Here is an 18,356-nt window from a genome sequence, read left to right as displayed (position 1 = left end):
GCCGCCACCGCCCGCATCACCGCCACAGGCAGTAAGGGCAAGAGCCGAAATGGCCGCAAAACAGGCCGTCTGAATAGGTTTCATGAGTGTGTTCCGTCCGATCGTTGGCGTTTGTTATGGGAGTGCCGCTAGCCGCCGAATATGACCGACCTGTGACAGCCAATCGCGATGTTGGCAGGCACGGCGCAGGGCGCGAGGGTAGTTATGCGACCGCAAAATGACATGCGCCGAACTTACGTGGAATCCCGTAGGCCAACCGCTAATTTCTCCGCATGGATTCGGGCAGGGAAAAACGGCGCGTCCTCGCTGACGCTATCCGAGGGGCTTTGTCAGGCTCCGAAATGACCGATTCCCAATATAGCGGACTTGCTTCGATCTGGCGCGAAATGGACCAGACGGAGAAATGCGCTCTCCTGCAGCTGAAGAACTGGTCCGAGGATCGCAGCTTGCGCGACCAATTCGAAAGACACGCGGAATACAGCCACAACCGGCTGCAGGGCCTGCTGGACGATCTTGAAGCCGCGCTCTGAAAGCTGATCAGACCGAGTCCCTGCATCCTCCCACTTCTCGCTCAAACCTGCAGAGACTGCACCCCTGTGCATTTTGCCGAGTTGATGGGGCTCAAATACTCCCATAGGCGATCCCCGTAAGTCGCTCGGGATGCGCGCAACGCGTGCATATCGGGACCGGAAACTGGGAGCTTTTTGAACATGATGACGGATATGGCGCCGCCAAACCTTTCGCAGCGCGCACGGGAAATCGGCGAGGCTGTAGAGCGCTTCGTTCGCGAAACCGTCGTGCCTTACGAAAGCGATCCGCGCCGCGATCATCATGGCGCGCCGACCGACGAACTTATGCACGAAATGCGCGGCAAGGCCCGAGAAGCAGGCGTGCTGACCCCGCATATCCTCGACGATGGCTCACACCTGACGCAGGTCGAGACTGCCCATGTCCTGATCCGCAGCGGACTTTCGCCGCTCGGCCCTCTGGCGCTCAACACGGCTGCTCCCGACGAGGGCAATATGTACCTCCTCGGCCATGTCGGTTCCGATCACCTGAAGGACAAGTTCCTGCGCCGCATGGTCGCCGGTGAAGCGCGCAGCGCGTTCTTCATGACCGAACCTGCCGAAGATGGTGGGGCCGGTTCCGACCCTTCGATGATGCAGACCACATGTCGCCGCGATGGCAACCACTGGATCGTGGACGGCAAGAAGGCTTTCATCACCGGAGCGGACGGCGCCGGTGTGGGCATCGTGATGGCAAAGTCCGAAGAACCAGACAGTGCGGGCGGCGCCTGCATGTTCCTCGTCGACCTGCCCGATCCGGCAATCCGTATCGAGCACGTGCCCAACACGATCGACAACTCCATGCCTGGCGGTCACGCAACCGTCAGCATCAACGGGCTGCGCGTCCCCGCTGACCAGATGCTGGGCGAAGCGGGAGAAGGCTTCAAATATGCGCAGGTGCGCCTCTCCCCTGCCCGCCTGTCCCATTGCATGCGCTGGCTCGGCGGCTGCATCCGCGCGAACGAGATCGCCAGCGACTATGCATGCCGCCGGCAGGCCTTCGGCAAGCCGCTGGTCGACCACGAAGGCGTCGGCTTCATGCTGGCCGAGAACCTCATCGACATCAAACAGGCCGAGCTGATGATCTATTGGTGCGCGAGCGTGCTAGACACCGGCGATCTCGGCACTGCCGAAAGCAGCATGACCAAGGTCGCAGTATCCGAAGCCCTGATGCGGATTGCCGATCGCTGCGTCCAGGTGATGGGCGGCACGGGCGTCACCGACAAGACGATTGTCGAGCAGATCTTCCGCGAGGTCCGCGCATTCCGGATCTACGACGGGCCCACCGAAGTGCACAAATGGTCGCTCGCCAAGAAGGTCAAGCGCGAATGGCGCGCCGCGAATGAGGCTCGCGATTGAACCGATTGCCCGGGCCAGTTGCGGCAAGGATGCAGCAACGCCCCACGGGGCAATTCGCCCGACTTTCCCTAACCTTTATGCGTGCTGATGACGGCTCGATGCGAAGCTGGTAAGCCGCTGAAGAGAGATACGAAAAAGGGGCGGTATGGGGGAGCAGGTCGAGGCAAGCGAGGATACATCGCCGGGCGACAAGGCACGTGCCTATTGGCGGGCCAATATCCGCTTGCTGGTAACGCTGATGGCGATCTGGTTTGTCGTGTCTTTCGGCGCGGGCGTTCTGCTACGTGACTGGCTCGATCAATTCATGTTGGGCGGCTATCCGCTCGGCTTCTGGTTTGCCCAGCAAGGCTCCATCTATGTCTTCATCGCGCTGATCTTCTTCTACAACTGGCGGATCCACCGGATCGAGCGACGCTATGACCTCGACGATGACGACGAGGGGAACGGCTGATGGACACGCAGACCCTCATCTACATTTTCGTCGGCCTGAGCTTCGCCCTCTATATCGGCATCGCGATCTGGAGCCGCGCGGGCTCGACATCCGAGTTCTATGTCGCTGGCGGCGGCGTGAACCCGGTCGTCAACGGCATGGCGACCGCAGCCGACTGGATGAGCGCGGCGAGCTTCATCTCGATGGCCGGGCTGATCGCGTTTCTTGGCTATGACGGCTCGGTCTATCTGATGGGCTGGACTGGCGGATATGTGATGCTGGCGCTGCTGCTGGCCCCCTACCTCAGGAAGTTCGGCGAGTTTACCGTGCCCGATTTCATCGGCACGCGCTATTATTCTAAGGCTGCCCGGGTGGTCGCGGTGATCTGCCTCATTTTCATCAGCTTCACATACATCGCCGGCCAGATGCGTGGCGTCGGGATCGTGTTCAGCCGCTTCCTCGACGTGCCGATCACCCTGGGTGTGATCATCGGCATGGGCATCGTCTTCATCTACGCGGTCCTCGGCGGGATGAAGGGGATCACCTACACCCAGGTGGCGCAATATTGCGTGTTGATCTTCGCCTATATGGTCCCGGCTTTCTTCCTCAGCTTCATGATTACCGGCAATCCGATCCCTCAGCTGGGTCTGGGCTCGCAGGTCTCGGATGGATCAGGACTGTATGTGCTGGAAAAGCTCAACCTCGTGCTGCTCGATCTCGGCTTTGCGCAATATACCGACGGATCGAAGAGCATGATCGACGTGTTCTGCATCACGCTTGCCCTGATGGTCGGCACGGCTGGCCTTCCGCATGTCATCGTGCGCTTCTTCACCGTGCCCAAGGCGTCCGACGCGCGCCGCTCGGCAGGTTGGGCGCTGATCTTCATCGCGCTGCTCTACACGACTGCAGGCCCGGTCGGCGCCTTCGCGCGATTGAACTTCGTCGATAGCGTGAACGAGACCGAGTATTCGCAGGCCCCCGACTGGTTCAGGAATTGGGAGAGCAACGACCTCATCGCCTGGACCGACAAGAATGGCGACGGCGCGATGCAGTATCGCGCAGGCGACGCCTTCGAAGGGGCGCCCGTATTTGCCAAAGAGACTGGCGCTTCGGGCGAGCGGATCGTCACCAATCCACCGACCGTGACCAGCGAAAACGAGGTCTATGTCGACCGCGACATCATGGTGCTGGCCAATCCCGAGATCGGCAACCTGCCGGGCTGGGTGATCGCATTGGTCGCGGCAGGCGGCCTCGCTGCGGCGCTATCGACGGCAGCGGGCCTGCTGCTGGTAATCTCGAGTTCGGTCAGCCACGACTTGCTGAAGTCCACCTTCAAGCCTGATATCTCCGAGAAGGGGGAGCTTCTGGCCGCGCGCATCGCGGCGACTGCAGCGATCGTCGTCGCGGGATATCTTGGCATCTATCCGCCCGGCTGGGTGGCTCAGGTCGTGGCGTTCGCCTTTGGCCTTGCCGCAGCGAGCCTCTTTCCGGCGATTTTCATGGGCATCTTTTCGAAGCGCATGAACAAGCAGGGCGCGATTGCGGGCATGGTGGCAGGACTTGGGTTCACCTTCCTCTACATCGCCTATTTCAAACTGTGGGAACCGGCGGCCAGCACTCCCGAAAACTGGTGGTTCGGCATTTCGCCCGAAGGCATCGGCGTGATCGGAATGCTGCTGAACTTCGCTGTAGCGATCGCCGTTGCGCGGATGACCGAGGCACCGCCGCAACGGATCAACGCGCTCGTCGAGAACATCCGTGTCCCTCGCGGAGCAGAAGCGCCCCACATGCACTGATGGCGTCGATCTGTCCGCGAACGGCGGAAATGTGCCTCAAATCCGTTTCTCGAACAGCCGTTCGCATGAAATCACACCGCCGCGCCTGAATCGAATTGCTCGACGCGCTCGACCACCTTCGCAAGGAAGCGCAATCCGGCTTTGATCTCCTTGTCGCCCCACCCTTCGATGATCTGATCGATCGTGTGCGTGGCCCGCTCCATCATGAGCGCCACTTCCCGTTCGCCCTCATCCGTCAGGAAGACTGTTTTCTCTCGCCCCGAATCGGCACTGCTGAGGATTGTGATGAGAGGCTTCTCTCGCGTCGCCATCCGTTTCAGCACCTTGGTCACAGCAGGGCTACCAAGCTCGTACCAGCTGCAAATCAGCCGTTCTATCTCCTTGCGCGGCAGGCTTTTTCTGTCCGGACCTTCCGAGTGAATCATCCATAGGATGACCGCCTCATGGTGGCTGAGCGTCGGGCCCTGGAGCGATTTTTCCATCGCTTCGCCCACCACATAGTGGAACGGGTAGAACAGCTTGAGGAACTCCGGCGATGCGGGATGCCTCGACGCATTCTCCGCGATCTCGAGCGTGTTTACGGTCTCTGACATGGGCTGATCATTCACATCCCGGCGCTTATTGCAATCGACCTCTCTTGACAATTTCTCTTTCCGATGGAAAGTTTCCATTGGACATTGTTTGGGAGAGGGCATGTTGCAAGATCGCACTGGCGAGATGGATCTGTCGATCCTCAACGAGGCATCGACAATCGCCAATCCATATCCGGTTTACGACCAGCTGCGCGAAGGCAGTCCGCACTTCGGCTATCGCGACTATCCGCCGGGAACAGTTCCGGGCGTAGACGAGCCCCAGCCCGCCTGGGTGATCCTGGACTTCGATCATGTGGCCAAGGTCGCCTACGATCACGAGAGCTTTTCCTCGCGCGACAGCTTGCAGGAAGAATCCAGCGCACCGTCACTGATGCTGGTCAACCACGACCGGCCTGAACACACCCGGCTCCGGAAGATCGCAGCGAAGGTTTTCCAGCCAAGTTCCATCGCCGCACTCCACGAAACCGCGAAGACACTCGCCGCAGAAACGATGGACGAGTTCCTCCTCCCCAACCGGCCGGTGGACGTGATGGCGGATTACTGCGCGATGTTGCCCAGCCGGATCATGGCCGCGCTGCTGGGCGTCCCCATGAAACACGACCGCGACATTCGAAAGTGGGCAACCGCCTTCATGCTGTCTGAAGATCTGGCGCCTGAAGAACGTCAGGCTCGCAATATCGCCCTGTTTGCGTTCTTCGACGGTTTCATCCGGGAATACGTAGCGACATCCGACAAGCACGATGTGGACGCGCCGCTGCTGCGCGCCTTTCTCGAAACCGAAGTCGATGGCGAAACGCTGACTCTGGAGGAAGTGATCCTCTTTTGCGTCACCGTTACCGTCGCCGGCGCGGAGACGACCTCGTTTCATCTCGGCAACATGTTCGCGGTCTTCGCCGACGAGCCGGGCATCTGGGATCGCTACACCGAAGAACCCGAACTATTCGGCCGCATCTTCAATGAGACGTTGCGCTTCCACGGTCCGCCGCAGCGCCTGTTCCGCGTTGCGACGAAAGACGTCGAGATCGGCGACGCGCTGATCCGGCGCGGAGACTGGGTCGCGGTTTTCTTCGGTGCAGCCAACCACGATTCCGGGATGTTTCCGGAGCCCGATCGGTTCGATCCGGATCGCGATAATCTGAACCGCCAGATGAGCTTCGGCTACGGCATTCATCGCTGCCTCGGCGCGCCGCTCGCCCGGCTCGAACTCGAAGTGACCGCAGAACTTCTCAGGGAACGCTTCGCCCAGATCGAGCGCGCTGCGCCGGCGCTCTGGCAAGGGGTCAGCCTGCTCAATCACGGATTAGCCGAAAACACACTCACATTCGTGCCGCACGACTGACGGCATTGCGCATCAATCGACCGGCCCCGAAGCCGGCAATGAGGGAGGGAACAATGAAAACCGCAATCGGGCTGGCAGGGCTTGCCGGTGCCACCATCGTTTCGCCAGTGCCGCTCTATGCGCAGGACGCCGGGCAGAGTGCTGAAACAGCAGACGCCCAGGACAACGTCATCGTCGTCACCGCGACACGTCGTGAAGGCGAGCTTCAGGATGCGCCGCTCGCGGTCACCGCGCTCAGCGATGAGGTGCTGCAGGAACGGTCCATCGCCACTGTCGAAGATGTCGGCGCGATCGCGCCCGGCGTACAGATCGCGCGTTACCAGGGCGACACCTCGATCTTCATCCGCGGGATCGGCACGCCCACGATCATCGCGGGCAACGACAGCTCTACCGCGGCCTATCTCAACGGCACTTTCCTGAGCCGGGCGGCGGCCATCGGTCCCGCGTTTTTCGATGTCGAGCGGATCGAAGTTCTGCGCGGCCCCCAAGGCACCTTGTACGGACGCAATGCGACCGGCGGTGCGGTCAATATCGTGACCAAGCGCCCAGGCGAAACGCTCGAGGCGGACGCACGATTGACGGTCGGGAATTATGATCTGGTCCGCTTCTCCGGAGGCCTGGGCGGACCGCTTGCCGAAGGATTGCACGCGCGGATCGCCATGCAGGCAGAGGAGCGCGATGGCTACGCCACTCTTATCCGGCCAGACGATTCCACCCAGGACGCCGACGATGCCGGCAATATTGCAGCACGCCTGACGATAGAGGCGGATATCGGCAGCAGCGCCATGCTCACGCTGACAGGCGACTATTTCGAAGCCGACGATCGGGCCAATACCTTCTATTTCGCTAGCGCCGGTTATGGCGAGGAGGTTCCGAACTGGTATCAGAGCCGCGAAGGCCAGCAGACGCTGCCCTATTTCGCGATCAAGAATGCCGGCCGCGTCACCGCGCGCAAATCGCGCGACCTGTATGCCGATGTTCCCTATTTCAACGAGGTCGAAGTCTGGGGCGTCACCGGCCAGATGGACTGGGATATCGGCGATTATGCACTCCAGTTGCTGAGTTCCTATCGCGAAACCACGACCAGCTCGCAGAACGAGTTCGATCTGTCCGACACCTTCAATACCCGGGTCGGAAGGGCGGAAGACCACTGGCAATTCACCGCCGATGCGCAGATTACTTCGCCGGCCAGTGACGCATTTTCCTGGATCGCAGGCGTCAGCTATTTCCGCGAAGACAATCTCATCGACAATGATGTCTTTGGCGATTTCTGGGAGCCGATCCTGATTCAGGGGCTGACCGACCTGCAGGCGGCCGGGGTCCTGCCGCCCTTTCCCGTCGTGATCCCGCAGACGACGGCCTGCTGCAACATCCAGTTGAGCGGCCAGCAGGAAACCGAAGCGATCGCTGTCTTCGCCGATGCGCAGCTGGCGCTCTCGGACAGCCTGACTCTTCGCGCAGGCGGCCGATATTCCTGGGAGGAGCGCGATGGCGCGCAGCGGTTCGAACTGCTGATCGAACCCGACATCCGCTTTGCGCCCGAAGTGGCCTTCTTCCCCAACGCCGTTACCGACCAGCGCGGCCAGGCCGTGCCCGATCCGTTCGGTTTCGTGGTCGCCCCCGTCAACGGCCCCACCACCTTCGAGGCATTCACTCCGAAAATCGGCCTCGATTTCACGCCGAGCGATGACCTGCTCGTCTATGCGACGATCCAGCGCGGTTTCAAAAGCGGCGGCTACAATATCGGATCGAGCCAGCTCGACCCGTTCGAACCCGAAAAGATCTGGTCTTACGAGCTGGGTCTCAAGGGATCGTTGCTGGAGGGCGCGCTCGATTTCTCATCAGCTGTCTTCTTCTACGATTACACCAACCTTCAGGCGCAAGACAGCGTCGCCAACCAGCCGATCATCCGAAATGTCGGTGCGGCGGAAATCCTCGGGTTCGAGTTCGAGTCCGTAGCCCGGCTTGGCGCAGGATTTCGCGTGGAGGCGAACGCCACCTATCTCCACGCGACATTTACCGAAGGCGAATTGACCGAACCTTTGCGACCCGCGCCTGCAAACCAGCCGCCAGGCTCGCTCTTGCGGGATCTCGACGGGCTGCGGCTGCCGCGGGCACCCGAATGGAAGCTCGGCGGCGCCATTCAATGGGACGGCGAAACGGGCAATGGTGGCGAGCTGCTCGCGCGCCTCTCCTACGTCTGGCAGAGCGAGATCTACTTCACCATTTTCAACATCGAAGCAGCTTCGGAACCTTCCTATGGCGTGCTCGATGCGCGCCTGGGATACACCACGCCCAATGGTCGCTGGTCGTTCGCCGCCTTCGGCAAGAACCTCACCGACGAGACCTATTTCACCAACCAGATCCTGACCGGGACTGTCTACGGCGCCGAGTTCGTCGGCCCCCTCGGGCCGCCTCGCACCTATGGCGTCGAGATCGGGTTCAACTTCTGACCTACCGGACAAGGAGAAAGATCGTGACACCGAAACAGATCACCGAAGAAGTCTTCACTGCTTTTGGCGAAGGCGATGTGGACCGGATCATGCGCGCTCTGCACGAGAAGGTCCGGATCGAGTTCTACGGCCCGGAGGTCATTCCCTATGCGGGATATTATGACGGACAGGCGCAATGCCGCGGCTTCTTCGAGACAGTGCTTTCCTCGGTCGATATCCACCAGTTCGATCCGGAGGATTTCATCTGCGAGGGCGACAAGGTGGTGGTGACGGGCCATCTCAATCTCACCGCGCGCAGCACCGGACGCACAATCGATTCCGATTTCGTCCACGTCATCACCGTCGCTGACGAGAAATGGCTCCTGTTCCGGGACTTCATGAACACGTCCAATGCCGAGGCGGCTTTCCGATGATGAAGGAGGCTCCGCCTCGTTGGGCCGCCGTGTTCAGGCAGGCCAACATCGCCGACCTTGTAATTCTGGCGCCCTTCGCAGTGCCTTTCGTCGCAGACCATTATCTTGGTCTGTGGCGCATGATCAGCGAAGCGATCTCGCCAGAACGCGCCCTTGGAGCTTTTGGAACGGACGCGACCCTCTTCGTCAACCTGGCCGGAGCTTTCGCAGTACTTGCGGTGCTGTTGAGAATGAAGCTGGCTTGTGCTCAGGCGGCCTTTATGACTGGCATCCTCAAGTTCTGCGCTGCTGCGATTTTTGCTGTTGCGCTGCTGCGCGGCGCGTCGTCGGTTTTTGCGGTGCCAATGATCGCTGATCTTGCGCTTGCCATTTTGCTGATCGGCACCTCGCGCAAGCATTGACCATTGGGGGCTTGTTCTGGACCGGTAGCGATCACACTCCGAGCTGGGAGAAGCTACGCTCGATCAACTCTCTTCCATGCGTCTGACCGAAAGGGAACGAACGGAAGAACACCTCGGCATTGAGATCCGGATCGCTTTTCCTTGCGGTGGCCAGCCAGGATTGTGCGTCTTTTTCTCTTCCGGCTAGTTGTGCAGTCAGCGCTGCGATCAATACAATGTGCTTGTGCGCACCAGGCATCAGCGCGGCCCGCGCGCCCAGATCGGCCGCTTTCTCGAAGTCATCGAGCTGGACCTGGATCAGCGCGCGGCTTGAGACCATCGCATAGGCAAGCGGGTCGAGCGGGCTTAGTTCGAGTGCAAGCGCCAGATCGGCGTCGGCGTGTTCCACATTACCGACCATCGTCCCTACCAGTCCGCGATTGTAGACCCCTTGCGCAAAGTTCGGGCTGAGGCTCGTCGCCCGGTCGAACCAACCGATCGAGTCCTCGAGTTGCCCCTCCAGCCAGAGGCTTCTGCCGACATTGAAATGGGCGAATGCATCGATCCGGTCGGCTTCGACCGCACGATGAGCGAGAACCCGTGCGGCCTCGATCTCTGCCTGCTGGTCATTTCCGTGATGCAGGAAAGCGTTCTGGAAATGAGTGAAGGAGAGCCCCCCAAGCGCCCGGGAGAAATACGGATCGCACGCAAGGGACCGCTCGAACAATTGCGCAGCAGCGGCATTATCGGCCTGGTTGAAGCGATACATGTGGTCCAGCCCCAGATGGAAACTGGCCCAGGCGTCGAGCTCGCTGGCAGGACGACCGCGTGCCAACCGAACCTCATTGCGCGGGATATGAACTTCGAGTGCCGCAATTATCTTGCTTTCAATCTCGGAGCGCATCTCCTGCAATTTTCGCAGCTCACATTCGTAGGTTTCAGCCCAGATCGTTTCGCTATCGAGCGTGCCTACCAGCGCGGCACTTACCGTTACTGCGTTGTCAGCGAGTTCGACGGTCCCCGTCAGGCAATATCGCACGGACAGTTCGCGCCCCACCTGCAGGGGATCGACCTCGTCCCCTCGGAAGCGAAAACTTGAGCCTCGAGCGATGACGAACAGCCAGGGGAAACGGGAAAGATCCACGATTATGTCGGCAGGAAGTGCATCGGCCACAATGTCATGCGGCCCTCGGTTCCCGCGCAGAGTAAAAGGAAGCACCGCAATCGAAGGACGGCCATCGTGCAGGGTCTTCGGCAGCAAACCTGGCTCAGTCGCCGCTTCAAGTTGATCGATCGCGACGACCGTTGAGCTCGCTCCTCTCGTTTCTCCGACGAACCGGAACCCTTTGCCGTGGACCGTGCGGATCAGCCGCTGCTGAGCGCCGTCATCGTCGATCGCTTTGCGCGCTGCCTTGATCCGGGCAGAGATCGCGGACTCCGAGACGATCCGGCCATCCCAGATCTCGTCGATAATCTCGTCCTTGCTGACCATCCGGTCGGCATTCGAAGCGAGCAAGAGTAACAAGGAAAGCACCTGCGGTTCGACGTGGACCCGCGCGCCATCCCGCCGCAATTCAAAACGGGCAGCATCCAGTTCGAAATCCTCGAACGCCAAGACGCGCGGGCCGATTCCGGTCAAGCGGGCCCCCCTTTCTGCAAATCTTCACGCAAAGGTCAGGCATCTTCACGCCGCCGTCAAGCATCGGCAGCCAGAATCGGTATCTCCGGGTCATCGGGCACAACCGTCCCGAAACAAAACTGCAAAGGAGAATTGAAATGCCACTCGTAACGATCGACGTAATCAAGAACGTCTTCACCGAAGATCAGAAGCACGAGCTGATCGAGAACGTTACCGAAGCCATGGTCGCCGTAGAAGGCGAAGCAATGCGCCCGGTGACCTGGGTTCGTATCATGGAGGTCGAACAAGGCGACTGGGCCATCGGGGGCCAGCGACTTGGTGCGGCAGATGTGCATGCGATGTCAGGCAAGAAAGCTGCCTGACCCTCGCTCAAATCAACAAAGAGAGGGCCGTGCATCAGCGCGGCCCTCTTTCTGCCTGGACAGCCTTGGCCCTGTCTTATCCGACAACGCCTTGACCTTGATGAGCTAGATCAAGCCGGACTTCTTCTTCTCGGCGAGGTCTTCCTGATCCCAGCCGAGAATCTCACCGAACACCTCGGCATTGTGCTGGCCCGGTGTCACCGGAGCCGGTCGACGGATGCCTGACTGCGATTTCGAGAAGCGCGGGAAGGCATTCTGCATCTTGAGCTTGCCGTGCCCTTCTGTCTCGACCTCGACAATCGCCTCGCGCGCCTTGAAGTGCGGGTCTTCCAGCATGTCTTTCGCGGTGTAGACCCGCCCTGCCGGGATCGAGTGCTCGATCATCAATGCGTCGACCTCGTCAATCGTAAGCGTGCCGGTCCATGCATTGATCAACTCGTCGAGCTCGGTCTGGTTTTCACCGCGGGCAAGATGGGTTCTGTAGCGCGGGTCTTCGGCCAGTTCCGGCCTGCCCATCGCCTCGGCAAGCCGCGCAAAGATCGCGTCCTTGTTGGCTCCGATCATGAACGGGCCATCCTTGCACGAATAGACGTTGCTCGGCGCGATACCGGGAAGGATCGAACCGGAGCGCTCGCGGATGAAGCCGTTGTAGTCGTATTCGGGCACAAGTCCTTCCATCACCTGCAGCACGGATTCGTAGAGCGCAGTGTCGATGACCTGCCCCTCCCCGGTCTTCTCGCGGTGATGGAGCGCAGCGAGAACGCCCATCGTGCCGTAGGTCGCACAGAGCGTGTCACCGATCGAAATGCCCATGCGAGCCGGCGGCCTATCGGGTTCGCCGACGATATAGCGCCAGCCGCCCATCGCCTCTCCGATACCGCCGAAGCCCGCCCGCGTGGAATAGGGCCCCGTCTGGCCGTAGCCCGACATGCGCGCGATGATCAGCCCCGGATTGATCGAGTGAAGCTTATCGGGCGACAGGTTCCATTTTTCGAGCGTGCCCGGCTTGAAGTTCTCGATCAGTACGTCGGCGCTCGCGATCAGTTGGCGAGCAATCTCCTGTCCTTCCGGAACACGCAGATTGCACGTGACCGAACGCTTGTTACGGGCGATCACTTCCCATTGGACTTTCTCGTCGCCCTGCCCCCATTCACGCATCGGATCGCCCGTGCCGGGCGGTTCGATCTTGATGACGTCAGCGCCCATGTCGCCGAGCAACTGGCCGCAGAAGGGGCCGGCCAGAAGCTGACCCATTTCGACCACGCGCAACCCCTTGAGGGCGCCGGTGTTGGCAGGCTCGGTCACTCCGCAGCCTCGGCAGTCTGCTGCTCATGCCATACCGGCTGGGTCGGTGCGGGAAGCCCGGTTTCCTCTTCGCAGGCCGAGCGCAGGGCCTCGATCCCCGGACCATAATCGAACAGCGGCAAATCGCCGCGCTTTCCCTTGATGTCGGAGCGCAAGGCTTCGGTCGCGCCGGTATCGACTGTATGGTCTTCATTTATGACCACGCCATATTCGCGCGCGCCGTCGATCGTCACCAGACCCTGCCGCACTTCGAGCGCGACAAGCTCCGGATCGCGTTCGAGCGGGTCGCCCCAACCGCCGCCGCCCCAGGTTATGAAGTGCAACTGCTCGCCTGCCTTCACCTCGACATCCTCGACCTTGTTGCCGACGATTTCCGTGGTCCCGTCGAGCCGTTCGAGCACCTTGGTCGCGCGCTTGCCGGGATGACCGCCGTTGACGCCCCACGGCGGGACGAACCAACGATCATCGTGGATAGCCACGGCCCCGTCGGCGAGGAAGCGGTAGGTCATGTGAATACCGTTGCCGCCGCGATGCAGTCCGGCACCGCCGCTGTCCGGCTCGGTTTCATAGCGCTCGATCCGCAAGGGGAAGTAGCGTTCGAGAAACTCGTTGGGCACATTGGTGAAGCCGGGCCAAAGCGAGTGCCCGTCCGGCCCGTCGCCCAGCGGCCTGCCGGGTATCCCGCCGAAACCGATCTGGAAAAGCTGGAACCAGTCGTTCTTCTTTCCCTCGCGCATATCCCACCCCGAATAGAAGAGGTGGGGCGAGGATGAGAAACCGGCGGCATTGAGGAACTCGGGCGTACCCTGACCCAGCAACCCGCCGAGAATGTCGAAAATCCGTCCCAGCGCGTGGGTGCGACCCGACAGGGCGGCGGGGAACTGCGGTTTCAACAAGGAGCCTTCGGGAATGCGGACCTCGATCAGATCGTAGAACCCGTCATTGAACAGGATCTGCGGGTCGAAGACCATGATCATGTAGATGCCGAAGAACATCTTGAACATGTTCTCGTTGAGGTAGAAATTGATCGAGGCGGCGGACTGCGGGTCGGTCCCGTCGAAGTCGAGAATGACCTTGTCGCCTTCGCGCCACATCGTGCACTTGATCTTGTAGGGGCCATAGCCCTTGCCATCGTCGCAGATGTAATCCTCGAAACTCGCCTTGTCGGTCGGGATCGCCTGACCGATCAGCGCCTTCATCGCGCGGTGGTTGCGCGCCAGGAGCTCCTGCGTCGCGGAGTAGTACACATCGTCCCCGAACCGGTCCGCCATCTCGATGATGCGATTGGCCGCGACCCGGCAACTGGCGATGAGCGCGTTGAGATCGGCCTGGCACCAGTCGGGCTTGCGCGTCTGGTGCATGACCAGCTTCATCAGGTCTTCGTTATATTCGCCCTTCCTCCAGATCTTCACCGGGGGAATGCGCACGCCTTCCTGAAAGATCGAAGTCGCTTCGATCGGCATCGAGCCGGGCACCATGCCTCCGATATCGGACTGATGGCCGAACATTGCGGTATAGGCGACCAGCCGCCCGTCCTTGAACACCGGCAGCATGACAAGCCAGTCGTTCGAGTGGCTGATCGCACCTTCGCAGGAATAGGGATCGGAGAGGAAGATCATGTCTCCATCCTCGATCGTCCCGTCGAATCCCTTGAGAAAGCCGTCGATGAAGCTGCCGAACTGACCGACGATCATCTTGCCGGCGGGGTCGGCGATCAGCGGGAACGCGTCCCCCTGTTCGCGAATGCCGGGCGACATGGCGGTGCGCACAAGCGTCGCGTCCATCTCGATGCGGGCATTGCGCAAGGCGTTTTCGATGATGTCGAGCGTGACCGGATCGAGATCGAGTTTTTTGAAAGGCTGCGCGTTGGTTTCAACGATTTCTGCTGGCATCGTTCAGCCCTCCTGCTTTGGATTGATGAGAATATTCCCGACCGCGTCGATGGTCGCGGTGCAATCGTGTTCGACGAGCGTCGTCGAATCCATCTCGGTGATGATGGCCGGCCCGGCTATGACGTCGCCCTGCAGCAGTTTGGACCGGTCATAGATGACCGCCGCCTGCTCGCGTCCGTCCATCCACAAGGTGTGGTCGCGGATCTTTGCTCGGGCGGGATCGTCGTCGCCTTTTTCGAGCTCGGCAGCATCGAGCTCCAGCGCTTCCCCCAGCGCCACTGCGCGCAGGTTCACGATTTCATGCGGCGTATCCATGTTGAAGGTGAAGAGCCGGTGGTGCTCCTCGTCGAAGCGGGCGAGAATGCCTTCGATACCCCTGTCCCGCAGCGTCGCCTGGTCGATCGTCAGCGGCACTTCGAATGCCTGCCCGGCATAGCGGACATCGACCTCGAACTCGCTGGTGATGCTGTCCGCCGGAATGCCGTCAGCTTCGAGTTCGGCGCGCGTTTGCGCGGCCATTTCATCGAGCAGCGAGACCAACTCGTTCACATCGGTTTCGCTTGCAAGGCGGCTGAAACTGCGCGCAGTTTCGGTACGCATGCGGGTCGTCGCATCGCCCAGCGCACACAGGACCCCGGGCGAAACCGGGCTGACTGCGGGCCAGCTTCCCATCAGCTTGGCGACGGCGTTCACATGCAGCGGCCCGGCTCCGCCGAAACCCATCAGCGCGAAATGGCGCGGATCATAGCCCTGCTGCACGCTGATCATGCGCAGCGCGCCGAACATGTTCTCATTGACGATATCGATGATCCCGCGTGCGGCCTCCATCAGGCCGACGCCCAACGCATCGGCGATGGTCTGGACAGCTTTTTTGGCGCCGTCCCGGTCGAGCTGGAACGAGCCGCCGAGAAGGTCTTCGGGCAGATAGCCGAGCACCACATTGGCGTCGGTCACCGTCGGCAACTCGCCGCCCTTGCCATAGGCGACGGGGCCCGGAACGGCTCCGGCGCTTTCGGGCCCGACCCGCAGCGCGCCCGTCAGTTCGGGAACGTGCGCGATCGATCCGCCGCCTGCGCCAACGGTCTTCACATCGAGCGAGGATGCGCGAACCGAAAGGTGACCAACGTCAGTCGTGCGAACCCGGCGGGGTTCGAGATTTTCTATCAGGGCGACGTCGGTGGACGTCCCGCCGACATCGAGCGTCAGGATATTCTTGAGCTCCGCGTTTTTTGCGACCCAAAGGGCTCCGGTCACGCCTCCTGCAGGCCCGGACATGAGGATATTGACCGGATGTTCTTCGGCTTTCTGGCTACTCATGAGGCCGCCGTCCGAACGCAGCAGCGAGAGCTTGCCCTTGACCCCAACATCTTCGAGCTTGCTGCGCAGCTTGGAAACGTAGTTGCCGACCACCGGCCGCACCGCCGCGTTGGCGACGGTCGACAAGGTCCGCTCGTATTCCTGCATTTCCGGCAGGACTTCGTGGCTCAGCGAGACCGGGACATCGCCGAAAACTTCGTTCGCGATCTCGCCAATGCGCTTCTCATGTGCGCCGTTCACATAGGCGTTGATGAGGCTGACCGTGATCGCCTCGACGCCCTGCGCCTTGAGCTGTTCGCAAACCTCACGCACCTGCGCCTCGTCGATCGGGCGTACTTCCTCGCCGTCGGCACCCATCCGGCCCTTGACCGTCAGCGTATCTTCGAGTGCGGCGAGCGGCTGCGGCTTGGGCCAGACGATCCAGGCGGCAAGCCCGCCCGGCACGAAGCTGCGCGCGATCTGCATGATGTCGCGATAGCCCTCCGTCGTGATCAGCCCGACGCGCGCACCCTTCCCTTCGAGAACGGCATTGGTCGCGACGGTGGTGCCATGCAGGAAGAACTCGATGTCGCCGGGATCGACGCCAGCTTCCGCCGTGATTGCGTTGACGCCGTTCAGGATCCCTTCGGAACTGTCATGCGGCGTGGACGGCGTCTTGTGCCGCCAGAATGCCCCCGTATCGTTGTCGAACAACAGCAAGTCGGTGAATGTCCCGCCGACATCCACTCCCAAACGATAGCGCATCAGGCGATTTCCTCTTCTTGTTTTTCGGGGGCAGGAAACCCGCCCGATTTGGCCACCATCGCCGGCAATTCCTTGCCCATGACCGAGCTCAGCCAATGATTGGTTTCGATGAGCGACGCGAGGTCGATGCCGGTTTCGATCCCTGCCCGCTCAAGCATGTAGGCGACGTCTTCGGTCGCGACATTGCCCGCCGCCCCGGGAGCGAACGGGCATCCTCCGAGCCCGCCGATCGACGCATCGACCGTGACGGCACCAGCCCCGATCGCCGCCCAGACATTCGCGAGGCCCGTGCCGCGGGTATTGTGGAAATGGACGCGCACCGGAATCTCTCCGATCGCCTCCTTGACCCTGGTGACGAGACTGCTGACATGGGCCGGATTGCCAACGCCGATCGTGTCGGCGAGCGCGATCTCGACCGGGGCAGCTTCGGCAAGAGAGGCGGCCATTGCGATGACACGCTCCTCGGCGACTTCACCTTCGAACGGGCAACCGAAACTGGCCGCAATGGTGGCCTGTGCGGTCTTGCCCGCGCTTCTGGCCGCCTCGATAATGGCCTTGGCCGCTTCGACCGAGCCTTCCGACGTCTGACCCTGATTGGCCATGGCGAACCGATCGGTCGCGACACAGACTGCACCGAGCTGGTCGATCCGCCCCGTCGCCAGCGCACGATCTGCTCCGCGCTGGTTCATGACGAGCCCAATGTAGGTCACGTCCTCGCGGTCGGGCAGGCCGGCGCATACCTCTTCGGCATCCGCCATTTGCGGGACTGCCCGGGGATTGACGAAGCTCGTGACTTCAATCCGCCGAAAACCGGCTTCGATAGCGCGCTCGATCAGCCTGATCTTGTCCGAGGTGCTGATCTGGGTCTTCTCGTTCTGGAGGCCGTCACGCGGACTGACCTCGACCATTTCAATCATATTTGTATACATTTTATCGGTCACGCCGCGCCCCTTTCGAGAGCCCGCATGCCCTTGTGCGCATCCGAATAGGCATGGAATGCGCGCCGGATATGCCCGGCCATGATCGTCTCCGCCCAGGCTCCGTCACCCCGCTCGAAGGCCGAGAGCAAATCGGCATGCTCGCTATGCGATCGCTGGAACGCTTCGGGGCTGTAATGATGCGCGGTCCGCCACACGACCGGCTGTTCGATCAGGGCGGTCAGCAGGTTCGTGAGGCGGCGAGAGCCCGCTGCCTCGAGCACCATTGCATGGAACTCGCGGTTGCGGTCGAGAAAGGTTGCAACATCGGGCTTGGCCTTAGTAGTGGCAGCCGAAATCGCGCGGTTACAGGCGTGCATCCGACCGAGTATCTCCTCCGTCATCCTTTCCGCTGCCCGTCTCGCGGCATACCCCTCGAGCATCGCCCTCATCTCGAATGCATCTTCAACATCGTCGATCGACCAGTCCGCCACGAAGCTGCGCTGGGAGTCGGTCTTGCGAATCATCAGATCGGTCTCCAGCCGCCGCAAGGCCTCCCTGACAGGAGTACGTGAGACGCCGCATCGCTCGGCCAGGGCCTCTTCGCCAAGCGGGTCGCCGGCCGATAATTCGCCTGAGAGAATCATCCCTCTGATCGTTTCGTATGCGCGGTCCGACGCTTTCGTCATGACTGTGGCCTCTACCCATCGGAGTGAATGCATGTGGATGCTTGACTTCGCCTAATTGTATACAATACACGTTTGTGAACGCAAGGCGCTGATTCAGCGATCTTGCAAGGGGCGCTGTAATGGCCGCGGGATGTAGCAAGGCTACTGATTGCGGCCTCGAGG

General features: G+C 61.1%; 16 protein-coding genes. 9 read left to right on the top strand and 7 right to left on the bottom strand.

What is annotated here, in order from left to right; translation table 11 throughout:
* The first annotated feature begins 341 nt into the window (after positions 1–341).
* The 4 genes from CCE89_RS10635 (at position 342) to CCE89_RS10620 (ending at position 4,151) form a co-directional block, all read left to right on the top strand.
* On the top strand, positions 342–530 hold the full coding sequence (locus CCE89_RS10635) for a hypothetical protein (protein ID WP_086437970.1): 189 nt from the start codon (positions 342–344) through the stop codon (positions 528–530).
* Positions 531–710: 180 nt separating this feature from the next.
* Positions 711–1,925, top strand: coding sequence for an acyl-CoA dehydrogenase family protein (locus CCE89_RS10630; RefSeq protein WP_234990034.1), 1,215 nt, complete (start codon positions 711–713; stop codon positions 1,923–1,925).
* A gap of 145 nt (positions 1,926–2,070) precedes the next feature.
* Positions 2,071–2,376 carry a DUF4212 domain-containing protein gene (locus tag CCE89_RS10625; protein WP_086437969.1) on the top strand — a complete coding sequence of 102 codons (306 nt, stop codon included), beginning with the start codon at positions 2,071–2,073 and terminating at the stop codon, positions 2,374–2,376.
* Complete coding sequence (locus tag CCE89_RS10620; protein ID WP_086437968.1) at positions 2,376–4,151, top strand: sodium:solute symporter family protein; 1,776 nt, start codon at positions 2,376–2,378, stop codon at positions 4,149–4,151. The genes CCE89_RS10625 and CCE89_RS10620 overlap by 1 nt, the downstream gene beginning before the upstream one ends.
* 71 nt (positions 4,152–4,222) lie before the next feature.
* Here the strand turns inward: CCE89_RS10620 and CCE89_RS10615 are convergent, their stop codons facing one another.
* Positions 4,223–4,744, bottom strand: a complete 522-nt coding sequence (locus tag CCE89_RS10615; RefSeq protein ID WP_086437967.1) for a MarR family winged helix-turn-helix transcriptional regulator — start codon at positions 4,742–4,744, stop codon at positions 4,223–4,225.
* A gap of 100 nt (positions 4,745–4,844) precedes the next feature.
* Here CCE89_RS10615 and CCE89_RS10610 point away from each other — a divergent pair, with 100 nt between their 5' ends.
* The 4 genes from CCE89_RS10610 to CCE89_RS10595 are packed head-to-tail and all read left to right on the top strand — an operon-like array spanning position 4,845 to position 9,350.
* A complete protein-coding gene (locus CCE89_RS10610; RefSeq protein ID WP_086437966.1) occupies positions 4,845–6,083 on the top strand; it encodes a cytochrome P450 in 1,239 nt (412 codons plus the stop codon).
* A 53-nt stretch (positions 6,084–6,136) separates the two neighbouring features.
* Entirely contained in the window at positions 6,137–8,536 is a 2,400-nt protein-coding gene (locus tag CCE89_RS10605) for a TonB-dependent receptor (protein WP_159456643.1), read from the top strand.
* 23 nt (positions 8,537–8,559) lie between these two features.
* Positions 8,560–8,949 carry a nuclear transport factor 2 family protein gene (locus CCE89_RS10600; RefSeq protein ID WP_200810326.1) on the top strand — a complete coding sequence of 130 codons (390 nt, stop codon included), beginning with the start codon at positions 8,560–8,562 and terminating at the stop codon, positions 8,947–8,949.
* On the top strand, positions 8,946–9,350 hold the full coding sequence (locus CCE89_RS10595; protein ID WP_086437964.1) for a hypothetical protein: 405 nt from the start codon (positions 8,946–8,948) through the stop codon (positions 9,348–9,350). Before CCE89_RS10600 ends, CCE89_RS10595 begins: the two co-directional genes overlap by 4 nt.
* 31 nt (positions 9,351–9,381) lie before the next feature.
* Here CCE89_RS10595 and CCE89_RS10590 read toward each other — a convergent pair whose 3' ends face one another.
* On the bottom strand, positions 9,382–10,968 hold the full coding sequence (locus CCE89_RS10590) for a winged helix-turn-helix domain-containing tetratricopeptide repeat protein (protein WP_086437963.1): 1,587 nt from the start codon (positions 10,966–10,968) through the stop codon (positions 9,382–9,384).
* 137 nt (positions 10,969–11,105) lie between these two features.
* On the opposite strand from CCE89_RS10590, the gene CCE89_RS10585 reads away from it, so the two are divergent.
* Positions 11,106–11,330 (top strand): tautomerase family protein, encoded by a 225-nt coding sequence (locus tag CCE89_RS10585; RefSeq protein WP_086437962.1) that lies wholly within the window; start codon positions 11,106–11,108, stop codon positions 11,328–11,330.
* Positions 11,331–11,435: 105 nt separating this feature from the next.
* Here the strand turns inward: CCE89_RS10585 and CCE89_RS10580 are convergent, their stop codons facing one another.
* The 5 genes from CCE89_RS10580 to CCE89_RS10560 are packed head-to-tail and all read right to left on the bottom strand — an operon-like array spanning position 11,436 to position 18,194.
* Positions 11,436–12,635 (bottom strand): CaiB/BaiF CoA transferase family protein, encoded by a 1,200-nt coding sequence (locus CCE89_RS10580; RefSeq protein ID WP_268762236.1) that lies wholly within the window; start codon positions 12,633–12,635, stop codon positions 11,436–11,438.
* On the bottom strand, positions 12,632–14,527 hold the full coding sequence (locus CCE89_RS10575; RefSeq protein WP_086437961.1) for a hydantoinase B/oxoprolinase family protein: 1,896 nt from the start codon (positions 14,525–14,527) through the stop codon (positions 12,632–12,634). Before CCE89_RS10575 ends, CCE89_RS10580 begins: the two co-directional genes overlap by 4 nt.
* 3 nt (positions 14,528–14,530) lie before the next feature.
* Positions 14,531–16,588, bottom strand: coding sequence for a hydantoinase/oxoprolinase family protein (locus CCE89_RS10570; protein ID WP_086437960.1), 2,058 nt, complete (start codon positions 16,586–16,588; stop codon positions 14,531–14,533).
* Positions 16,588–17,517: a hydroxymethylglutaryl-CoA lyase gene (locus CCE89_RS10565; RefSeq protein ID WP_086437959.1), complete on the bottom strand. Its 930-nt coding sequence runs from the start codon at positions 17,515–17,517 to the stop codon at positions 16,588–16,590. Before CCE89_RS10565 ends, CCE89_RS10570 begins: the two co-directional genes overlap by 1 nt.
* Before the next feature lie 8 nt (positions 17,518–17,525).
* Complete coding sequence (locus CCE89_RS10560; protein ID WP_086437958.1) at positions 17,526–18,194, bottom strand: GntR family transcriptional regulator; 669 nt, start codon at positions 18,192–18,194, stop codon at positions 17,526–17,528.
* Positions 18,195–18,356 lie beyond the last annotated feature (162 nt).

Origin of the sequence: Altererythrobacter xiamenensis (assembly GCF_900177715.1) — a bacterium.
In the GTDB taxonomy this organism is placed as follows: Bacteria; Pseudomonadota; Alphaproteobacteria; order Sphingomonadales; family Sphingomonadaceae; genus Erythrobacter; species Erythrobacter xiamenensis.
Note: the sequence above shows the minus strand (reverse complement) of the source record. Positions and strands in the feature narration are given on the sequence as shown.